The organism is Phenylobacterium sp. (assembly GCF_046290725.1).
GTDB lineage: Bacteria > Pseudomonadota > Alphaproteobacteria > Caulobacterales > Caulobacteraceae > Phenylobacterium.
Genome location: NZ_JBKBUH010000001.1, coordinates 1,563,088 through 1,580,378, shown reverse-complemented (window position 1 = coordinate 1,580,378; position 17,291 = coordinate 1,563,088). Strand labels below are relative to the sequence as shown.

The following is a 17,291-nucleotide window of genomic DNA, read 5'->3' as shown; positions in this document are numbered from 1 at the left end:
GCGGCTAGAACTCTTCCTCGATCGCCGCGCGGAACTGTTCGAATATCTCGGCGGCCCGGGCTTCGCTCGGCTCCTCCGGCGGCGCTTCGGCCGCGGGCGGCTCGGCGCCGGAAAGCCGCCCCGCCACGGCCCCGTTCTGGACCAGTAGGATCTCCTCGCCCGGCTTGGCCGCCAGCAGCTGCTGCGCGAGCCTGGGCGGCAGATCGTCGAGGTCGATGCGGATCATGCCGTCATCCTAGAAGCCTCGCCCCGGCGCGCAAAGCGTGACAAAGCAGGGGCCGCATCGGAGGAGAACGGGATGGCCTACCGCTCGCTGCGGGACTTCATCGCCAGGCTGGAAGCGGCCGGAGAGCTGGTGCGGGTGCGCGAACCCGTCTCGAGCGTGCTGGAGATGACGGAGATCCAGCGGCGCCTGCTGGCGACGGGCGGGCCGGCCGTGCTGTTCGAGAACGTGATCCGCGCCGACGGCGAACCCTCGACCATGCCGTGCCTGGTCAACCTGTTCGGCACGGTCAAGCGTGTGGCCATGGGGGTCACCCTGGAGGGCCGCGAGCGCGCCACGGCCCAGGACCTGCGGGAAGTGGGCGAACTCCTGGCCTTCCTGCGCGCGCCCGAGCCGCCCCGGGGCTTGACGGACGCCTGGGACATGCTGCCGCTGGCGAAGACGGTGATGTCCATGCGTCCGGCGACCGTGAAGAAGGCGCCGGTGCAGGAGGTGGTGCTGACCGGCGACCAGGTGGACCTGACGAAGCTGCCAATCCAGACCTGCTGGCCGGGCGAGCCGGCGCCGCTGATCACCTGGCCGCTGGTGGTGACCAAGGGCCCGTCGACCGACCGCGAGGACGACTACAATCTCGGCATCTACCGGATGCAGGTGCTGGGCCGCGACCGCACGATCATGCGCTGGCTGGCCCACCGTGGCGGCGCCCAGCACCATCGCCGCTGGAAGGCCGCCGGCCGCCCTGAGCCCCTGCCCGCCTGCGCGGTCATCGGCGCGGATCCCGGCACCATATTGGCGGCGGTGACGCCGGTGCCCGACACCCTGTCGGAATACCAGTTCGCGGGCCTGATGCGGGGGGCCAAGGCCGAGCTGGTCCCGGCCAAGACCGTGCCCCTGATGGTGCCGGCCGAAGCCGAGATCGTGCTCGAAGGCCACGTCCTCTTGGACGAATACGCCGACGAAGGCCCGTACGGCGACCATACCGGCTACTACAACTCGGTCGAGCGCTTCCCGGTGTTCCAGGTCAGCGCCATCACCATGCGGCGCGATCCCATCTACCTCACCACCTTCACCGGCCGGCCGCCGGACGAGCCCAGCGTGCTGGGCGAGGCGCTCAACGAGGTGTTCATCCCCCTGATCCGCCAGCAGTTCCCGGAGATCGTCGACTTCTGGCTGCCGCCGGAGGGCTGCTCCTACCGCATCGCCGTCGTGTCGATGAAGAAGGCCTATCCGGGCCACGCCAAGCGCGTGATGATGGGCGTCTGGAGCTATCTGCGCCAGTTCATGTACACCAAGTGGGTGATCGTCGTGGACGACGACATCAACGCCCGCGACTGGAAGGACGTCATATGGGCCATCTCCACGCGGATGGACCCGGCCCGCGACGTGACCCTCGTGGAGAACACCCCCATCGACTATCTGGACTTCGCCTCGCCCGAGAGCGGCCTGGGCTCCAAGATCGGGCTCGACGCCACCAACAAATGGCCGCCCGAGACCAAGCGGGAATGGGGCGAGAAGCTCGGCATGGACCCCGCAGTCGTCGCGGCGGTGACGGAGAAGTGGGCCAGGCTTGGCCTGCCGGGCTCCGGCGAACCGGTCGACTGAGGGCGCGTCAGCCGCGGGCCTTCACGGGCGCGGCGCCGTCCACATAGCTCTCGTTGAGATAGACTTCGGCCTCCTGGGCCGAGAGCGCCGGGGCGTAGCCGAAGCCCTGGCCGTAGTCGCAGCCGAGCGAGAGGAGCTGGCGGGCCATGCCCGCGTTCTCGACACCCTCGGCCACCACTTCCAGCGCCAGGTCCTGGCCGAGCTTCACCACCGAGGAGACGATCTTCGCCGAACCCTCGTTGGTGGCCATGGTGCGCACGAAATAGCGGTCGATCTTCAGCGTGTCGAAGGGCAGGCGCGTCAGATAGGAGAGCGACGAGAAGCCGGTGCCGAAGTCGTCGAGGGCGAGCGCCGCCCCCGCCTCGCGCAGGTTGCGCAGGATGACGGCCGCGCGGTCCGGATCGCGCATGACGTCGCCCTCCGTCACCTCCAGCTTCAGGGCGCCTGGCGGCAGGCCGGTCTCCCGCCGGATGGCGATCACGTCGGAGATCAGGTCGGGCCGGTCGATCTCGCCGGTCGAAAGGTTCACCGCGCAGGTCAGCTCCCCCGCCGCCCGATGATTACGCCGCCATATCGCCAGCTGCCGCGAAGCCTGGCGCATCATGTGCGCGCCGAGCTCGCTCATCAGGCCCATCTCCTCGCACAGCGGAAGGAAGTGGTCCGGCGTCAGCAGGCCGCGGCGTGGATGAATCCAGCGGACCAGGGCCTCGAAGCCCGACAGCGCGCCGGTCGAGAGGCGAACGATGGGCTGGTAGTAGGGCAGGATCTCGCCGCGCCCGAGGGCGCCGCGCAGGTCGCTCTCCAGAGCCAGGCGCGAAAGCCCGTCGCTCTCCAGGCTGCGGCCGTAGGCGGCCGCCCCGCCGCGTCCGGCGCTCTTGGCGGCCTCTACGGCCAATTCCGCCCTCCGCAGAAGTTCCGCGGCCTCGGGGGCGTCGTCGCCGCCGATCGCCTCCACGGCGCCGATGGAAAGCGTGGGATGGATGTCGAAGCCCGCCACCCGCAGGGGCTGCTCCAGCGAGGCGCGCAGGGTTTCGGCCGCCGGAGGCTGGGCGGCCGGGGCCAGGACCGCGAACTCGTCCTCGCCGATCCGCGCCAGCAGCACGCCCGCGGGGAAGGCTGCGGCCATGCGCGAGCCCAGCGCCGCGAGCACCAGGTCCGCCCGTTCGTGGCCGAGCGCCTCGTTGAGGCGTCGCAGCCGGTCGAGGTCGCCGACCACCAGCTCGTACTTGCCGGGCGTGCGCAGCCGCTCGCGCGCCGCGCGCACGAAGCTCTTGCGGTCCATCAGGCCGGTCAGGCTGTCCTGGTCGGAGGCGGCGAACTTCACCTCGGGCGCGACGACGCCGGCGGCGCGCACGCCCTCCTCCAGCCAGACCCCGCGCCAGATGCAGGTCTCGCCGCCGCGCATGCGCAGGCGTACGGAAATCTCGGTTCCGGGCTCCTGAACTCTGAGAATATCTTCGGCAAGAGCGCGATCAGGCGGCAAGGCCAGCGCGCGCATGGCCGCCGAGGAGCATTCCGGCGCCAGGGGCCCCAGCCCCAGCGAGCGCGACGCGCCGGTCAGCCGCAGACGGTCCTTCTCCGGCTCCCAGAGCCAGAGGGCGACATCGGCGGCGCCCAGCGCCTCGAGCGTCGCCGTGGCGTCCCAAATCCAGCGGTCGTTCGCCATCGCCCCTTCCGGCTGTGCGCCGGGTCGATCCCCTACGCTCTAGACCGACACTCCATCGTCAGGGCTTGCGCGAGCGCCCAGCGGCGACACCAGCCCGAACAGGACATGATCTCGCCAGACGCCGTTAATTTTCAGATAAGCTTGAGCAAGCCCCTCCTCCTTGAACCCTGCGCGGTTCAGGAGCGTGCGGGAGGCGGCGTTCTCCGGCAGGCAGGCGGCCTCCAGCCGGTGCAGGGCGAGCGTGCGGAAGGCGAAGACGGTGAGCGCGCGCACCGCCGCCAGGGTGTGCCCCTGCCGGGCGAACGGCTGGCCGCACCAGTATCCGACGGCGCCCATCTGGGCCACGCCGCGGCGCACATTGGAGAGGGTGATGCCGCCGGTCAGGGCCTCGTCACGGCTGCGGAAGACGAAAAACGGGTAGGCCGTGCCGGCCTCCCGGTCGCGGGCATAGGCGGCCAGCCTGCGTCGGAAGGCCGCACGGGTCAGGTCATCGGCGGGCCAGATCGGCTCCCAGGGCTGCAGGAAATCGCGCGAGCGGGCCCGCAGATCGCGCCATTCGAGATAATCCGTGGCCCGCGGCGGCCGCAGGCGCACGCCCTCGCCTTCGATCCGAAGGCCGTTCTCCGGGGCGATCCAGTCCAACAGCGCCATGGCGCCAGCCTCGCCCGTTTTGCGGCGGCGTCAACTCTCAGCCGAACAGCGCCCGCTCGAAGGCGTCCGGCGCCTTCAGTGCACCCTTGGGGCCAAGCGCGCTGAGGGCCGCCCGCCGCGGCTCCAGCACGGCCGCGCCGATCCGGGCGAGGTCCGCGGCGCCGACGCTGTCGATCTGTTCGGCGATCTCGGCGGGGCTCAGCGGCCGGCCGAACAGCAGCACCTGGCCAGCCGCCTGCTCGGCGCGGGCGAGGGTGGATTCGCGGGCCATGAACATGGCCGCCTTCAGCTGGGCCTTGGCGCGGGCCAGCTCGGCCTCGGTCACGCCGTCCGCCATGGCCGCGATCTCACCGGCGGCGACCTTGGCCAGCTCCGCCGCATCCTTCGCCGCGCAGCCGGCGAACACGCCCAGCGCCCCCACGTCGGAATAGGTTTCGGCATAGGCGTCGACCGCATAGGCGAGGCCGCGCTTTTCTCGGGCTTCCTGGAAGAGCCGCGAAGCCATGCCGCCGCCGAGGATCTCCGCGTAGAGCCGCAAGGCGAAATAGTCCGGATCGCGCACGCCCACGGTCGGCAGCAGGAAGACGAGATTGGCCTGTTCCAGCGACTTGGCCGCCGTGCGCCGTCCGCCCGTGAAGGCGGCCCCGAGCGCCGGCGGCGCCGGGGCGCCCGCCGCCTCTCCGAAGTCCCGTTCGGCCAGGCGCAGCAGCTCGTCCTCGTCCACCGCGCCGGAGGCGGCCACCACCAGGGCGTCGGGCGCGTAGAGCGCCGCACGCCATTCGGCCAGGGCCTGCGGCGTCGCCCGGCCGATGGAGGCGTCGGTTCCCAGGATCGAACGTCCAAGGGGCTGGTCCTCGAACGCCGCCTCCTGGGCCATTTCGAAGACGATGTCGTCGGGCGTGTCGGCCGCCTCGGCGATCTCCTGGCCGACCACTTGGATCTCGCGGACGAGGTCCCCGGCGTCCAGCGTGGGTCGCTGAACGAGATCGGCGATCACCGCGCTGGCCAGGTCGAGGCCGCCGGCCAGGGTGCGGGCCTGGAAGCTTGTGCGCTCATAGCCGGTGGCGGCGTTGATCTGGCCGCCCTGGCCTTCCACCGCTTCGACGATCTCCTGGGCCGAGCGCCCTCCGGCGCCCTTGAACACCATATGCTCAAGCAGATGCGACCAGCCGGAGCGGCCGGCGTCCTCGACTCGCGCGCCGCGGCCGGCGACGACCGAAAGCGCCGCGGTCTCCAGGCCGGGAACCGGATCGCAGACGACGCGGACGCCGTTGGAGAGGGTGTGCAGCGAGGCCAGGGTCAGCCCTCCGCGAAGTCCCGCACATAGGTCTTCACCGCCTGGGCGTCGGCGGGCAGGCGATCGAAGCGCTCGGCCTTGGCAGCAAGCCCCTGCGCCGCTCGGGGCAGGCGCGGCGTCTCGCCAGTGGCGGCGGCGACCGTGTCGGGGAACTTGGCGGGGTGGGCGGTGGAGAGCACCACCACGGGCGCGGCCACGTCGGCGGCCCGGCGCAAGCCCGCCACGCCGACGGCCGTGTGCGGATCGATCAGTTCACCCGTCTCGTTGAGGGTGGCGACCATGGTGCGGCTGGTTTCGATCTCGCTGACCGAGACGCCGGCGAAGGTCTCGCGCATGGCGGAGAGCGCCTGGGGCGGGATGTCGATCACGCCGGCCTCGGCGAAGGCGGCGAAGGCGCGGGCGGTTTCCACACCGTCGCGGCGCACGCTTTCGAAATAGAGCCGCTCGAAGTTGGAGGCCGACTGGATGTCCATGGCCGGCGACTGGGTCGGCGCGGTCATGCCGCGGACATAGCGGCCCTCCTCGAAGGCGCGGGCCAGGATGTCGTTGGTGTTGGTCGCCACCACGATGCGCGAGATCGGCAGGCCCATGCGCTTGGCCACATAGCCGGCGAAGCCGTCGCCGAAATTGCCGGAAGGGACGGAGAAGGCGATCTCCCGGTGCGGCGCGCCGAGCGCCACGGCGGTGGTGAAGTAATAGACCGACTGGGCCACGATGCGGGCGAAGTTGATGGAATTGACCGCGGAGAGCCCGACCGACTGCTTCAGGCCGGCGTCGGCCAGGGCGGTTTTCAGGATCGCCTGGCAGTCATCGAAGTCGCCGTCCACGGCCACGCAGCGGACGTTGTCCTCCTCCGCCGTGGTCATGAACCGGCGCTGGACCTCGGAGATCCGGCCGTCGGGGAACATCACCACAAGCTTGGTGTTGGCGCGGCCGCGGAAAGCCTCGACCGCCGCGCCTCCGGTGTCGCCGGACGTGGCGCACAGGATGGTCTGGGTGCGGTTCTGGGCGCCCAGGACGTGGTCGGAGAGCCGCGCAAGCAGCTGCATGGCCACATCCTTGAAGGCCAGGCTCGGCCCGTGGAACAGCTCGGCGACGAAGGCCGCCGGGCCGATCTGCTTCAGCGGCACGACGGCGGCGTGGGTGAAGGTGGCGTAGGCTTCGGAGCACATGACCGCCAGATCCTCGCGGGCGATCTCGGCGCCCACGAAACGGGCCAGGACCTCGGTGGCCACCTCGGCATAGGGACGGCCGGCGAAGGCGGCGATCTCGTCATGGCTGAACGCGGGCCAGCTCTCCGGCACATAGAGGCCGCCGTCGGGCGCGAGGCCCGAGAGGATCGCATCGATGAAGCCGACCGCAGGCGCCTGGCCCCGGGTGGAGACGTACCGCATCAGGCCTTCCATTTCCGCCAGAGCATGGCGGCATAGACGCCGGCCAGGGCGGCGGCAAGGCCGAACCACGTCACCGCATATTCGAGGTGCCGGTTGGAAATGGCGGCCGGCAGCGGCGCCGGCTGGAGCGCCAGCCATTCAGGATTGGACGAGGTCTCGGCCGCGAGCATCAGCGGTGCGGGATCGGGCGCCTGCAGGGCCTGGGCCATGGCGGCGACGTCGCGCGTGAACCAGCGGTTGGCGGCGGGGTCGTTGGGCGGGGTGACGAAGGTGCCGGGCTGCGGCGCGCGCAGCATTCCAGCGACCTCCACCGTCGCGCGGTCGGCGTGATCAACCAGCGGGCGGGCGGAGATGTCGTCGGCGACGAAGCCCCGGTCCACGAGAATCGCACCATAGGGCGCGCCTTCGAGCGGACAGGCGGAAATCAGGCGCACGCCGGCTTGGCCGTCCTTCAGCGCGTAGAGCTGCAGATAGGGTGCGGCGGCCAGGCCCGGGCAGGTCGCCCATACGCGGGTGAACTCGGCCTCTTCGCCAGCTTCGACGCGGGCGAGGACCGGCGCCAGCGCCTGGGGCGGCGCGGACTGCGCCTGTTCGATGCGGGCGAGCAGGTCGCGTTTCCAGACCAGGCGCTGGACCTGCCAGGATCCCAGGCCGATCAGGATCGCCAGCGCCACGACCGTCGCCAGGGTGAGGCCGAGCGGGAAGCGGCGGTCAGTCATTCCGCGCTTCGGAGGCCTTGTAGGCGAACTGGGCGGCCAGCATCAGCCCCTTCATCGGCCGCAGCAGCGCCAGGCAGACCACCAGCGTCAGGGGCAGGAAGACGACGAGGTGCACCCAGATCGGGGGCCGATAAGCGATCTCGACGAACAGGGCTGCGAAGGCGCAGAGGAAGCCTGCGATCAGGATCACGAATACGGCCGGGCCGTCGCCGGAATCGGCCTTGGCCAGGTCGTAGCCGCACGCCTCGCAGGATGGCGCGACGGCCAGGAAGCCCTGGAAGAGACGCCCCGTCCCGCAATTCGGGCAGCGGCCGCGCAGGCCCGCCAGAAGCTGCTGCGGGGCGTCCATCCCCGTCAGTGGCCGCCGGCTCCGCCGAACACCACGTAGATGAAGGCGAAGAGGAAGAGCCAGACCACGTCCACGAAGTGCCAGTACCAGGCGGCGGCTTCGAAGCCGAAGTGCTTCTGCGGGGTGAACCCGCCGCGCAGCAGGCGGATCAGGCAGACCAGCAGGAAGATGGTGCCGATCAGCACGTGGAAGCCGTGGAAGCCGGTCGCCATGAAGAAGGACGAACCGTAGAGGCCCGAGTTCTCCGCGCCCTCGCCGCCGAAGAAGTAGTTGTGGCTGAGGATGTGGTGATACTCGTACGCCTGGATCGCGGTGAACAGGATCCCCAGCAGCACGGTCAGGGTCAGGCCGATCTTCGCGCCCTTGCGGTCGCCGGTCTGCAGGGCGTGGTGCGCCCAGGTGACGGTGGTGCCGGAGAGCAGCAGGGTGAGGGTGTTGACCAGCGGCAGGTTCCAAGCCGGCACGGTCTCGATGCCCTGAGGCGGCCAGGTGGCCCAGGCGGCGCGGACTTCCTCGATCGCCGAGAGCGTCCGGGACTCGTGGAAGAGGGCCATCTCGAAGAAGATCCAGAACCACGCCACGAAGAACATCACCTCCGAGGCGATGAACATGATCATGCCGTAGCGCAGGCCGATGGAAACGACAGGGGTGTGGTCGCCGGCGCGGGATTCCTTCACCACGTCCGACCACCAGCCGAACATGGTGTAGAGCACCCCCGCCATACCGGCGGCGAACAGCCACCAGGAGCCGGCCGGCAGGCCGAACAGGCCCTTCATCCAGGCCACCAGGCCCAGCGCCATCACCGTGGCGGCGACGGAGCCCACCAGCGGCCACGGGCTGGGCGGCAGCAGGTGGTAATCGTGCTTGACTTCGCCGTGGGCCATTTCGGTCCTAACCCCTCTCAATTCCCCTTGCCGCCGGCCGCTCTCTCCGAACCGGCGCAGGATATTCCGCGTGACGCTATAGCCCCGCCCCGGTCGTTCCGCCAAGGGCCGACGGATGGCTCCCCGGCGTGGCCGCTGCGGTCTTCTGTCCGCCCTTTGGCTGGACGGACGGGAAATAGGTGTAGGAGAGGGTGACCTCCCCCTTGCCTCGTGTCTCGAAATCGGTCGCGTATTCCGGGTCCACGAAATAGACGACCGGGAACTCCACCGTCTCGCCCGGCCCGATGGTCTGGTCGGAGAAGCAGAAGCATTCCAGTTTCTGGAAATAGGCGCCGGCGGCTTCGGGCACGACGCTATAGACCGCGCGGCCGGTGATCGGCGCCTCGCCGTGATTGGTCACCTTGAAATAGGCCAGGCCCGTTTCGCCGATGCGGATGGTCTGGGCCTTCTGCTCCGGCGCGAAGCTCCAGGGCAGGTTCCGGACGTTGGCGTCGAAGCGGATGGTCAGCTTTCGGTCCAGCACCTTGTCGGGCGCCTGCTCGGCCTTGCGCACCGTGCCGTCGAAGCCGGTGAGCTGGCAGAAGGCGCGATAGAGCGGCACCGAGGCGTAGGCCATGCCGATCATGCCGAAGAAGAACCCGGCGCAGATCAGCGCGATCTTACGGTTGCGGCGGGCGGCCGGACCGGCCGCGCGCGGCTCAGAAGGGCCGGCTTGCGACATTGGCGCCCAGGCGAACGACGGTGACGACGAAGACGAGGATGACGAACAGCACGAGCCCGAGCGCCAGCGCGATGTTGCGGCCGCGGCGGGCCTTGGCTTCGGCTTGGGGATCGCGGGACGGCTGGTTCACGGCAGCAGGCCTCCCGCCGGCGGCAGGGCGAGCATCCGCTCGGCCAGCAGGGTGGCGAAGATCAGGGTGAGGTAGAGGATCGAGAAGGCGAAGAGGTTGCGCGCGTCCTTGGAGCCCGCCTTCACGTCATAGAGGCCGTCGTCGTTGCGCTGACCCGCGGCCTCGCCCGCCCGGCTGCGGAAGACGCGCCAGGCCAGCACCAGGAACACCGCGCCGCCCGCCGCCGCCACGGCGAGATAGACCGCCCCTCCCAGGCCGGTGAAGGCCGGCGCCAGGCACAGAGGCGCGAAGAGCAGGCTGTAGACCAGGATCTGCCGGCGGGTAGCGGCCGGGCCAGCGGTGACGGGCATCATCGGCACCCCGGCCTTCTGGTAATCCTCGCTGGTGTAGAGCGACAGCGCCCAGAAGTGCGGCGGGGTCCACATGAAGATGATGGCGCAGAGCAGCCAGGCGTTCAGAGAAACGCTCCCCGTCGCCGCGGCCCAGCCGATCACCGGCGGAAGCGCGCCGGCGAGGCCGCCGATGACGATGTTCTGCGGCGTCGAGCGCTTCAGCCACATGGTGTAGACGACGGCGTAGAAGAAGATGGTGAAGGCCAGCAGGCCCGCCGCCAGCCAGTTGGCGGTCATGCCGAGCAGCATTATCGAGAAGGCCGAGAGGACGACGCCGAGCGTCAAGGCGTCCCCGCCGCGCACCCGGCCGGCCGGCACGGGCCGGCCGCGGGTGCGCCGCATCTTGGCGTCGATGTCGGCGTCGTACCACATGTTGAAGGCCGCCGAGGCGCCGGCGCCCACCGCGATGCAGAGGATGGAGACGGCCGCCAGCACCGGGTTCATCCCCGCGTCGGCGCAGACCAGGCCGGTGACCGCGGTGAAGACCACCAGCGACATCACCCGCGGCTTCAGCAGCTGGACATAGTCCTGCCACCGGGCGGGGGCCGAAGCTCTGGCAATGGCTGGCGACATGGCCATCAGGAATACTCTCGAAACCTTTGAAGGGCGCGGGCCAGGGAGACCGGCCCGCGCCCTCCGGAAAGGTGCCGGCAAGCCGGTCCTAGTGGTGGACGTCGGGCTTGATCACCGGCAGTTCGTTGAACTGGTGGAACGGCGGCGGCGAAGACAGGGTCCACTCCAGCGTCGTGGCGCCTTCGCCCCAGGGATTGGCCTCGGCCTTGCGGCGGGAGACCATCGCCTCGATCAGCACCAGGAAGAAGACGCCCACGCCCACGGCGGTGATCACGTAGCCCACCGACGAGATCTGGTTCCAGTATGTGTAGGCCTCCGGATAGTCCACGTAACGGCGGGGCATGCCCTGCAGGCCCAGGAAGTGCTGCGGGAAGAAGATCAGGTTCACCCCGACGAAGGTGATCCAGAAGTGCAGGGCGCCTAGCCACTCGCGGTACTTCACGCCCCACATCTTCTCGAACCAGTAGTAGAAGCCGGCGAAGATCGCGAACACGGCCCCCAGGCTGAGCACGTAGTGGAAGTGCGCCACCACGTAGTAGGTGTCGTGCAGGCTGTAGTCGATGCCGGCGTTGGCCAGGACCACGCCGGTGACGCCGCCGACGGTGAACAGGAAGATGAAGCCGATCGCCCACAGCATGGGGGTCTTGAAGTCGATCGACCCGCCCCACATCGTCGCGATCCACGAGAAGATCTTCACGCCGGTCGGAACGGCGATGACCATGGTCGCGGCCACGAAATAGGCGCGGAGATTGATGTTCATGCCCACCGTGTACATGTGGTGCGCCCACACGACGAAGCCGATGAAGCCGATCGCCACCATGGCGTAGGCCATGGCCAGGTAGCCGAACACCGGCTTCTTCGAGAAGGTCGAGACGATGTGGCTGATGATGCCGAAGCCCGGCAGGATCAGGATGTACACTTCCGGGTGTCCGAAGAACCAGAACAGGTGCTGGAACATCACCGGATCGCCGCCGCCGGCGGGATCGAAGAAGTGCGTGTTGAAGTTGCGGTCGGTGAGCAGCATGGTGATCGCGCCGGCAAGCACCGGCAGCGACAGCAGCAGCAGGAACACCGTCACCAGCACCGCCCAGACGAACAGCGGCATCCGGTGCAGGGTCATGCCCGGCGCGCGCATGTTGAAGATGGTGGTGATGAAGTTGATCGCGCCCAGGATCGAGCTGGCGCCGGCCAGGTGCAGCGACAGGATCGCCAGGTCCATGGACGGGCCGGCGTGGCCCGAGGTCGACAGCGGCGGATAGATCGTCCAGCCGCCGCCGAAGCCCTTACCCGGGCCGCCGTCGACGAACATCGAGGTGCAGAGCAGCACCCAGGCGGCGACCAGCAGCCAGAACGAGATGTTGTTCATCCGCGGGAAGGCCATGTCCGGCGCGCCGATCATCAGCGGCACGAACCAGTTGCCGAACCCGCCGATCAGCGCCGGCATGACCATGAAGAAGATCATGATCAGGGCGTGGGCGGTGACGACCACGTTGTAGCCGTGCTTGGACGGCTCGATCAGGCCCAGCTGCGCCAGCAGCGAGCCCTCGGTGAAGACCTGGATGCCCGGCTCGGCGAGCTCCCAGCGGATCAGGCCCGACAGGGCCCCGCCCACCACGCCCGCCATGATGGCGAACAGGATGTAGAGCGTGCCGATGTCCTTGTGGTTCGTGGAGAAGAACCAGCGGGCGAAGAAGCCGGGCTTGTGGTCGGCGTCGTGATGATCGTGAGCGGCGGCGTGTGCCATCTTACGCGTGTCCTGGATCAGTTCGCCGGCGCGGCCGCGGGAGCGGCGGGCGCAGCGGGCGTGGAGGTCGGCTGAGGCGTGGCGGACGATTCGGCCGCGGCCGGATTGATCGTGGCGGTCGGCTCGGCGCCGGCGGCAGGCGCCGCAGCTTCCGGAGCCGCCGGCGCGATCGTGCCGCCCTTGGAGGCGAGCCAGGCGTCGAACTCCTCCTGGGTCACCACCTTGATCTCAATCGGCATGAAGGCGTGGTCGACGCCGCAGAGCTCGGAGCACTGGCCGTAGAAGGTGCCGGTCCGCTCGGCGCGGAACCAGGTCTCGTTCACCCGGCCCGGAATGGCGTCGGTCTTCAGGCCGAAGGCCGGCAGGGCGAAGGCGTGGATCACGTCGGCGGCGGTCACCAGCACCCGGACGTTCTTGTTCACCGGAACGACCATCGGCTCGGTCGCAGCCAGGCGGAACGGCACGCCCTGGGCCTTGGCCTCGTCCTCCGGCAGCATGTTGGAGATGAATTCGCCGACCTCGTGATCGGGATATTCATAGCCCCAGTACCATTGGTAGCCGACCGCCTTAACCGTCAGGTCCGGCTTGGGCATGTTGTGGTAGTCGAACAGCAGGCGGAACGAGAACACCGCGATGAACATGAGGATGAGGACGGGCACCACCGTCCAGATCACCTCGACCACGGTGTTGTGGCTCCAGCGCGCCGGCACCGGATTGGCGCGCTTGTTGTAGCGCACGACCACCCAGATCAGCAGCGCCAGCACGAAGAGGCAGATGGCGGTGATGATCGGCATCAGCACGCCGTTGTGGAAGAAGTGCGCGTCGTGCTTCAGCGGCGAGGCCGCCGGCTGCAGGCCCACGCCCATCGGCGTCGGTTGCCCCATCAACTCCTCGGCCAGCGCCTGGACGCCCCAGAACGCCGACGTCGCGCCCGCGGCGGCCCCCGCCGCCCACGCCCGCATCCCCTGAAACCTAGACTTCATGTCCCCTCGGTCTGCTTGGCCGGCCGCGTCTCGTGGAAGACGATCGCCCCCGCCGACTGGAATCGAGGACGGCCCCGAAAGCCGGTTCCCGCCCTTCAGCCGGGGTCCATACGCGCTCCGCCAAGGCTTGCCAAGGCGGTTGGAGCGCAAACCGGGCGATGCGGCGTCGCGGGTAAGGAATCCGGGGCCGCCCAAGGCGCGCCGCCGCCTTTCCCCGCGAACGGCGGAATCCGAAAATCGGCATGCGGCCGCGCGGCGAAACCGCGCGGATGACGCAAGGCCCGCAAGCTCCTATCTGTTGCAGGTTCGCCCTCCCCGAAAGGCCGCCATGAACGCTTACGTCTCCGCCCCCTCCATCCTCGACTCCGCCGGCGTCGCGCCCGAGCGCGCCCGGGAGATCCTGGGAGAGGCGCTCGCCGGCGCCGACGACGGCGAACTGTTCGTCGAGAAGTCGGAGAGCGAATCCTTCCTCTTCGACGACGGCCGGCTGAAGTCGGCGGCCTATGATTCCTCGGAAGGGTTCGGCCTTCGCGTGGTGGCGGGCGAAACTGCGGGCTATTCCCACGCTTCGGAGATTTCGGAGGCGGCGATCCGCCGCGCCGCCCAGTCTTCGGCCCTCGCCAAGCGCGGCTATTCCGGCGCGGCCGATCCGGCGCCGCGGGCGACCAACACGCGGCTCTACGGCGAGGAGGACCCGACCGCTTCCCCCGCCTTCTCCGACAAGGTGGCGCTGCTGCAAGAGATCGACGCCTGGGCGCGCGCCCGCGATCCGCGGGTGGTGCAGGTGATGGCGAGCCTGGCGGGCGAGCGCCGCACGGTGGAGATCCTGCGCGCCGACGGCCGGCTGATCCGCGACGTGCGGCCCCTTTGCCGCATCAATGTCCAGGTCACGGTGGAGAAGGACGGGCGGCGCGAGACCGGCTTCGCCGGCGCCGGCGGCCGCGCCGGCTTCGAAGCCTGGATCGACGCCGGCAAATGGCAGGCCCAGGCCGAGGAGGCCCTGCGCCAGGCCCTAGTGAATCTGGAAGCCGTCCCCTGCCCGGCCGGCGAGATGGACGTCGTCCTCGGCCCCGGCTGGAACGGCGTGCTGCTGCACGAAGCCGTCGGCCACGGCTTGGAAGGCGACTTCAACCGCAAGGGCACCTCGGCGTTTTCGGGTCGGATCGGCGAGCGGGTGGCCGCACCCGGCGTCACCGTCTTCGACGACGGCTCCCTGCCCGGCCGCCGCGGCTCCTTGACCGTGGACGACGAGGGCACGCCCACCGAACGCACCGTCCTGATCGAAGACGGCATCCTGGTGGGCTACATGCACGACCGCATGAGCGCGCGGCTGATGGGACTTTCGGCCACCGGCAACGGACGGCGCCAGTCCTACGCACACATGCCCATGCCGCGGATGACCAACACCGCCATGGAGGGCGGAAGCCATACGCGCGAGGAGATGATCGCGTCCACCAAGCGCGGCCTCTACTGCGCCAATTTCGGCGGCGGCCAGGTGGACATCACAAACGGCAAGTTCGTCTTCCAGTGCACCGAGGCCTATCTGATCGAGGGCGGAAAGATCGCCGCTCCGGTGAAGGGCGCGACCCTGATCGGCGACGGGCCCTCGGCCCTGACCCGCGTGACCATGATCGGGAACGACTTCGATTTCGATCCGGGTGTCGGCGTCTGCGGCAAGTCCGGCCAGAGCGTGCCGGTGGGCGTGGGTCAGCCCTCGCTGAAGATCACCGGCCTGACGGTCGGCGGAACCAGCCTGTAACCGTCTCGAAACAGTCGGCGGAGCCCGTAACCTTTCGGCGATTTAATCCACCTTACGGGCATTTAATTGGCCCGAAACCCCCGGTGCGCGTCACGTAACCGCGACATTGGGGAGTTGTCTTGCATGATTGTTACAGCCCTGGCCTCGAGCCTCGCGCTGGCTGCGGCCGCTCAGGACGCGCCGGCCGGCGCGCCGCCCGCCGCCCAGGCGCCCGCTCAGGGCGTGATCAGCTACCCGCCGGAATTCTTCGCCGGCAGCCAGGCGGGCAACGCCTGGGAGATGCTGCTGCGCCTGCCGGGCTTCACGCTCGACACCGGGGATTCCATCCGCGGCTTCGAAGGCGGCGGCGGCAATGCGCTGATCGACGGCCAGCGCCCCACCAGCAAGACCGATCCGCTCGACGAGCTGCTGCGCCGGATCCCCGCGGGCCAGGTGGAGCGCATCGACCTGATCCGCGGCGGCGCGCCGGGGATCGACATGCAGGGCCGCACCGTGGTGGCCAATGTGGTGCGCAAGTCCGGCGGCGGCTTCCGCGGCCTGTTCGCCGTGGCCAACAACCACATCTATGACGGGCGCAACCTTCACGGCGTGCGGCTGGAGCTCTCCGGGGGCAAGGACGGCCGCAACTGGGAGGGCTCGGCGCGCTACGGCTTCGGCGCCGATGACGGCGGCGATTTCGGGCCGGGCTTCCGCGTCGGACCGAACGGCGAGGTGCTTCAACTTTCCAAGATCGATTCCGAGAGCGACGGCCTGCAGAAGACCCTCACGGGCGCCTACGAGCAGCCCTTGCTGGGCGGCAAGGTGCGGGTGAACGGGCGGATATTCTGGGACCGCTGGAAGGAGGAGGAGGACCGCAACGTCATTTTTCCGGCCCCGTTGCTGGTCACGACCGACGGCCTTTTTCTGCGGAAGGACACCGAGCTCGGCGGCCGCTTCACCCGCGCCTTCGGCGAGCGCACCCAGATCGAGCTGATCGGCTTGCGCCAGACCGTGGAGCGAGACATCGGCGAGCACTCCGTCTCGCCGCCCAACACCCATGACTTCCGGCTCCAACGGGAGTCGAGCGAGACCATCGGGCGGGGCGTGATCAAACATCGGTTCGACGACCGGCTCTCGGTCGAGTTCGGCGGAGAGGGCGCCTACAACAAGCTCGACAGCCAGACGCGCCTTGCGGAAAACGGCGTGGCCGTCGACCTGCCGGCCGCGAACGTGACGGTGGAGGAGACCCGCGGCGAGGCCTTCGCCAAGGGAACCTGGCGGCCCGCGCCCGAATGGACGCTGGAATCAGGCCTGCGCTACGAGGCCTCCTCCATATCCTCATCGGGCGACGTGTCGGTGGAGAAGACGCTCTATTTCGCAAAGCCCCGTTTCGCAGCGACCTGGCAGCCGAACCCGGGGACGCAGCTGCGTTTCCGCTTCGAGCGCGTCGTGGGCCAGCTGAACTTCGACGATTTCGTTGCCGATTCCTCGCTGAACACCGGGGTGGTCACGGCCGGCAATCCCGACCTCGATCCGGAACAGGCCTGGGTGACCGAGGCGGCGGTGGAGCAGCGCTTCTGGGGCGACGGCGTGATCGTCGTGACCCTACGCCACTCGGCCCTGACCGACGCCATCGACCGGGCGCCGATCTTCACCACCTCGGGCGTGTTCGACGCGCCGAGCAATATCGGCGACGGGACCAAGGACGAGCTGATCCTGAACCTCACACTGCCGCTGGAGAGGTTCCGCCTGAAAGGCGCGCAGCTGAAGGGCGAGGCGACCTGGCGGCGTTCGGAAGTGACCGACCCCACCACCGGCGAGGACCGCGAGATCTCGCGCCTGCGGCCGCTGGAATGGGAGGCCACCTTCAGCCAGGACCTGCCGGCCTGGAACGCCACTTGGGGCGTCGACGTGTTCGGCGGCTGGCGCGAGACCTCCTACCGCTTCAACGAAGTCCGGAGCCTGAAGCTGAAAACCTTCGTGCGGCCGTTCCTGGACCTGAAGCTGCGGCCGGACCTGATGCTGCGGATCGAACTGCCCAACATCACCGAACGGGGCATCCGCGAAACTCGCACGGTCTATGCGGGCCCCCGGGGAACGAGCCCGGTGCTGTTCGTCGACGATCGCGACCTGCAGTTCGGCCGTATGTACTACGTGCGGCTGCGCAAGACCTTCGGCGGCTGATCCCCACTCAGCGCCAAAGGAAAAGGCCGGGCGCCCTCGCA

Annotated in this window: 16 protein-coding genes; 3 read left to right on the top strand and 13 right to left on the bottom strand. The window is 69.3% G+C overall.

From position 1 onward, the window contains the following. Window positions 1-4: 4 nt before the first annotated feature. Entirely contained in the window at window positions 5-226 is a 222-nt protein-coding gene (locus ACK41C_RS08265) for a hypothetical protein (RefSeq protein WP_409652657.1), read from the bottom strand. A gap of 72 nt (window positions 227-298) precedes the next feature. On the opposite strand from ACK41C_RS08265, the gene ACK41C_RS08260 reads away from it, so the two are divergent. Next, entirely contained in the window at window positions 299-1,825 is a 1,527-nt protein-coding gene (locus ACK41C_RS08260) for a UbiD family decarboxylase (RefSeq protein ID WP_409652654.1), read from the top strand. A 7-nt stretch (window positions 1,826-1,832) separates the two neighbouring features. Here ACK41C_RS08260 and ACK41C_RS08255 read toward each other — a convergent pair whose 3' ends face one another. From ACK41C_RS08255 to coxB, 12 genes are all read right to left on the bottom strand, one after another. Beyond that, entirely contained in the window at window positions 1,833-3,491 is a 1,659-nt protein-coding gene (locus tag ACK41C_RS08255; protein WP_409652651.1) for a putative bifunctional diguanylate cyclase/phosphodiesterase, read from the bottom strand. 39 nt (window positions 3,492-3,530) lie between these two features. After that, on the bottom strand, window positions 3,531-4,142 hold the full coding sequence (locus tag ACK41C_RS08250) for a GNAT family N-acetyltransferase (RefSeq protein WP_409652648.1): 612 nt from the start codon (window positions 4,140-4,142) through the stop codon (window positions 3,531-3,533). Between the two features lie 37 nt (window positions 4,143-4,179). Next, the gene (locus ACK41C_RS08245) at window positions 4,180-5,445 is read right to left on the bottom strand and encodes a M16 family metallopeptidase (RefSeq protein ID WP_409653961.1); all 1,266 of its coding nucleotides are present in this window, start codon (window positions 5,443-5,445) and stop codon (window positions 4,180-4,182) included. After that, window positions 5,442-6,833 (bottom strand): threonine synthase, encoded by a 1,392-nt coding sequence (thrC, locus tag ACK41C_RS08240; protein WP_409652645.1) that lies wholly within the window; start codon window positions 6,831-6,833, stop codon window positions 5,442-5,444. The genes ACK41C_RS08245 and thrC overlap by 4 nt, the downstream gene beginning before the upstream one ends. Beyond that, a complete protein-coding gene (locus ACK41C_RS08235) occupies window positions 6,833-7,552 on the bottom strand; it encodes an SURF1 family protein (RefSeq protein WP_409652643.1) in 720 nt (239 codons plus the stop codon). Before ACK41C_RS08235 ends, thrC begins: the two co-directional genes overlap by 1 nt. After that, the gene (locus ACK41C_RS08230; RefSeq protein WP_409652640.1) at window positions 7,545-7,901 is read right to left on the bottom strand and encodes a DUF983 domain-containing protein; all 357 of its coding nucleotides are present in this window, start codon (window positions 7,899-7,901) and stop codon (window positions 7,545-7,547) included. The genes ACK41C_RS08235 and ACK41C_RS08230 overlap by 8 nt, the downstream gene beginning before the upstream one ends. A 5-nt stretch (window positions 7,902-7,906) precedes the next feature. Then, window positions 7,907-8,785, bottom strand: a complete 879-nt coding sequence (locus ACK41C_RS08225) for a cytochrome c oxidase subunit 3 (RefSeq protein ID WP_409652637.1) — start codon at window positions 8,783-8,785, stop codon at window positions 7,907-7,909. 76 nt (window positions 8,786-8,861) lie between these two features. Next, window positions 8,862-9,506, bottom strand: coding sequence for a cytochrome c oxidase assembly protein (locus ACK41C_RS08220; protein WP_409652634.1), 645 nt, complete (start codon window positions 9,504-9,506; stop codon window positions 8,862-8,864). Continuing rightward, window positions 9,484-9,636 (bottom strand): hypothetical protein, encoded by a 153-nt coding sequence (locus ACK41C_RS08215; protein WP_409652632.1) that lies wholly within the window; start codon window positions 9,634-9,636, stop codon window positions 9,484-9,486. Before ACK41C_RS08215 ends, ACK41C_RS08220 begins: the two co-directional genes overlap by 23 nt. Further along, window positions 9,633-10,607, bottom strand: coding sequence for a heme o synthase (cyoE, locus tag ACK41C_RS08210; protein ID WP_409652630.1), 975 nt, complete (start codon window positions 10,605-10,607; stop codon window positions 9,633-9,635). The genes ACK41C_RS08215 and cyoE overlap by 4 nt, the downstream gene beginning before the upstream one ends. 82 nt (window positions 10,608-10,689) lie before the next feature. Continuing rightward, a complete protein-coding gene (ctaD, locus tag ACK41C_RS08205; RefSeq protein WP_409652627.1) occupies window positions 10,690-12,345 on the bottom strand; it encodes a cytochrome c oxidase subunit I in 1,656 nt (551 codons plus the stop codon). A gap of 17 nt (window positions 12,346-12,362) precedes the next feature. Continuing rightward, window positions 12,363-13,328 carry a cytochrome c oxidase subunit II gene (coxB, locus tag ACK41C_RS08200; protein ID WP_409652624.1) on the bottom strand — a complete coding sequence of 322 codons (966 nt, stop codon included), beginning with the start codon at window positions 13,326-13,328 and terminating at the stop codon, window positions 12,363-12,365. Window positions 13,329-13,656: 328 nt separating this feature from the next. Between coxB and tldD the strand changes: the two genes are divergently transcribed. Further along, window positions 13,657-15,087 carry a metalloprotease TldD gene (tldD, locus tag ACK41C_RS08195; protein WP_409652621.1) on the top strand — a complete coding sequence of 477 codons (1,431 nt, stop codon included), beginning with the start codon at window positions 13,657-13,659 and terminating at the stop codon, window positions 15,085-15,087. A gap of 123 nt (window positions 15,088-15,210) precedes the next feature. Continuing rightward, window positions 15,211-17,250 carry a TonB-dependent receptor plug domain-containing protein gene (locus tag ACK41C_RS08190; RefSeq protein ID WP_409652618.1) on the top strand — a complete coding sequence of 680 codons (2,040 nt, stop codon included), beginning with the start codon at window positions 15,211-15,213 and terminating at the stop codon, window positions 17,248-17,250. Window positions 17,251-17,291: the final 41 nt, after the last annotated feature.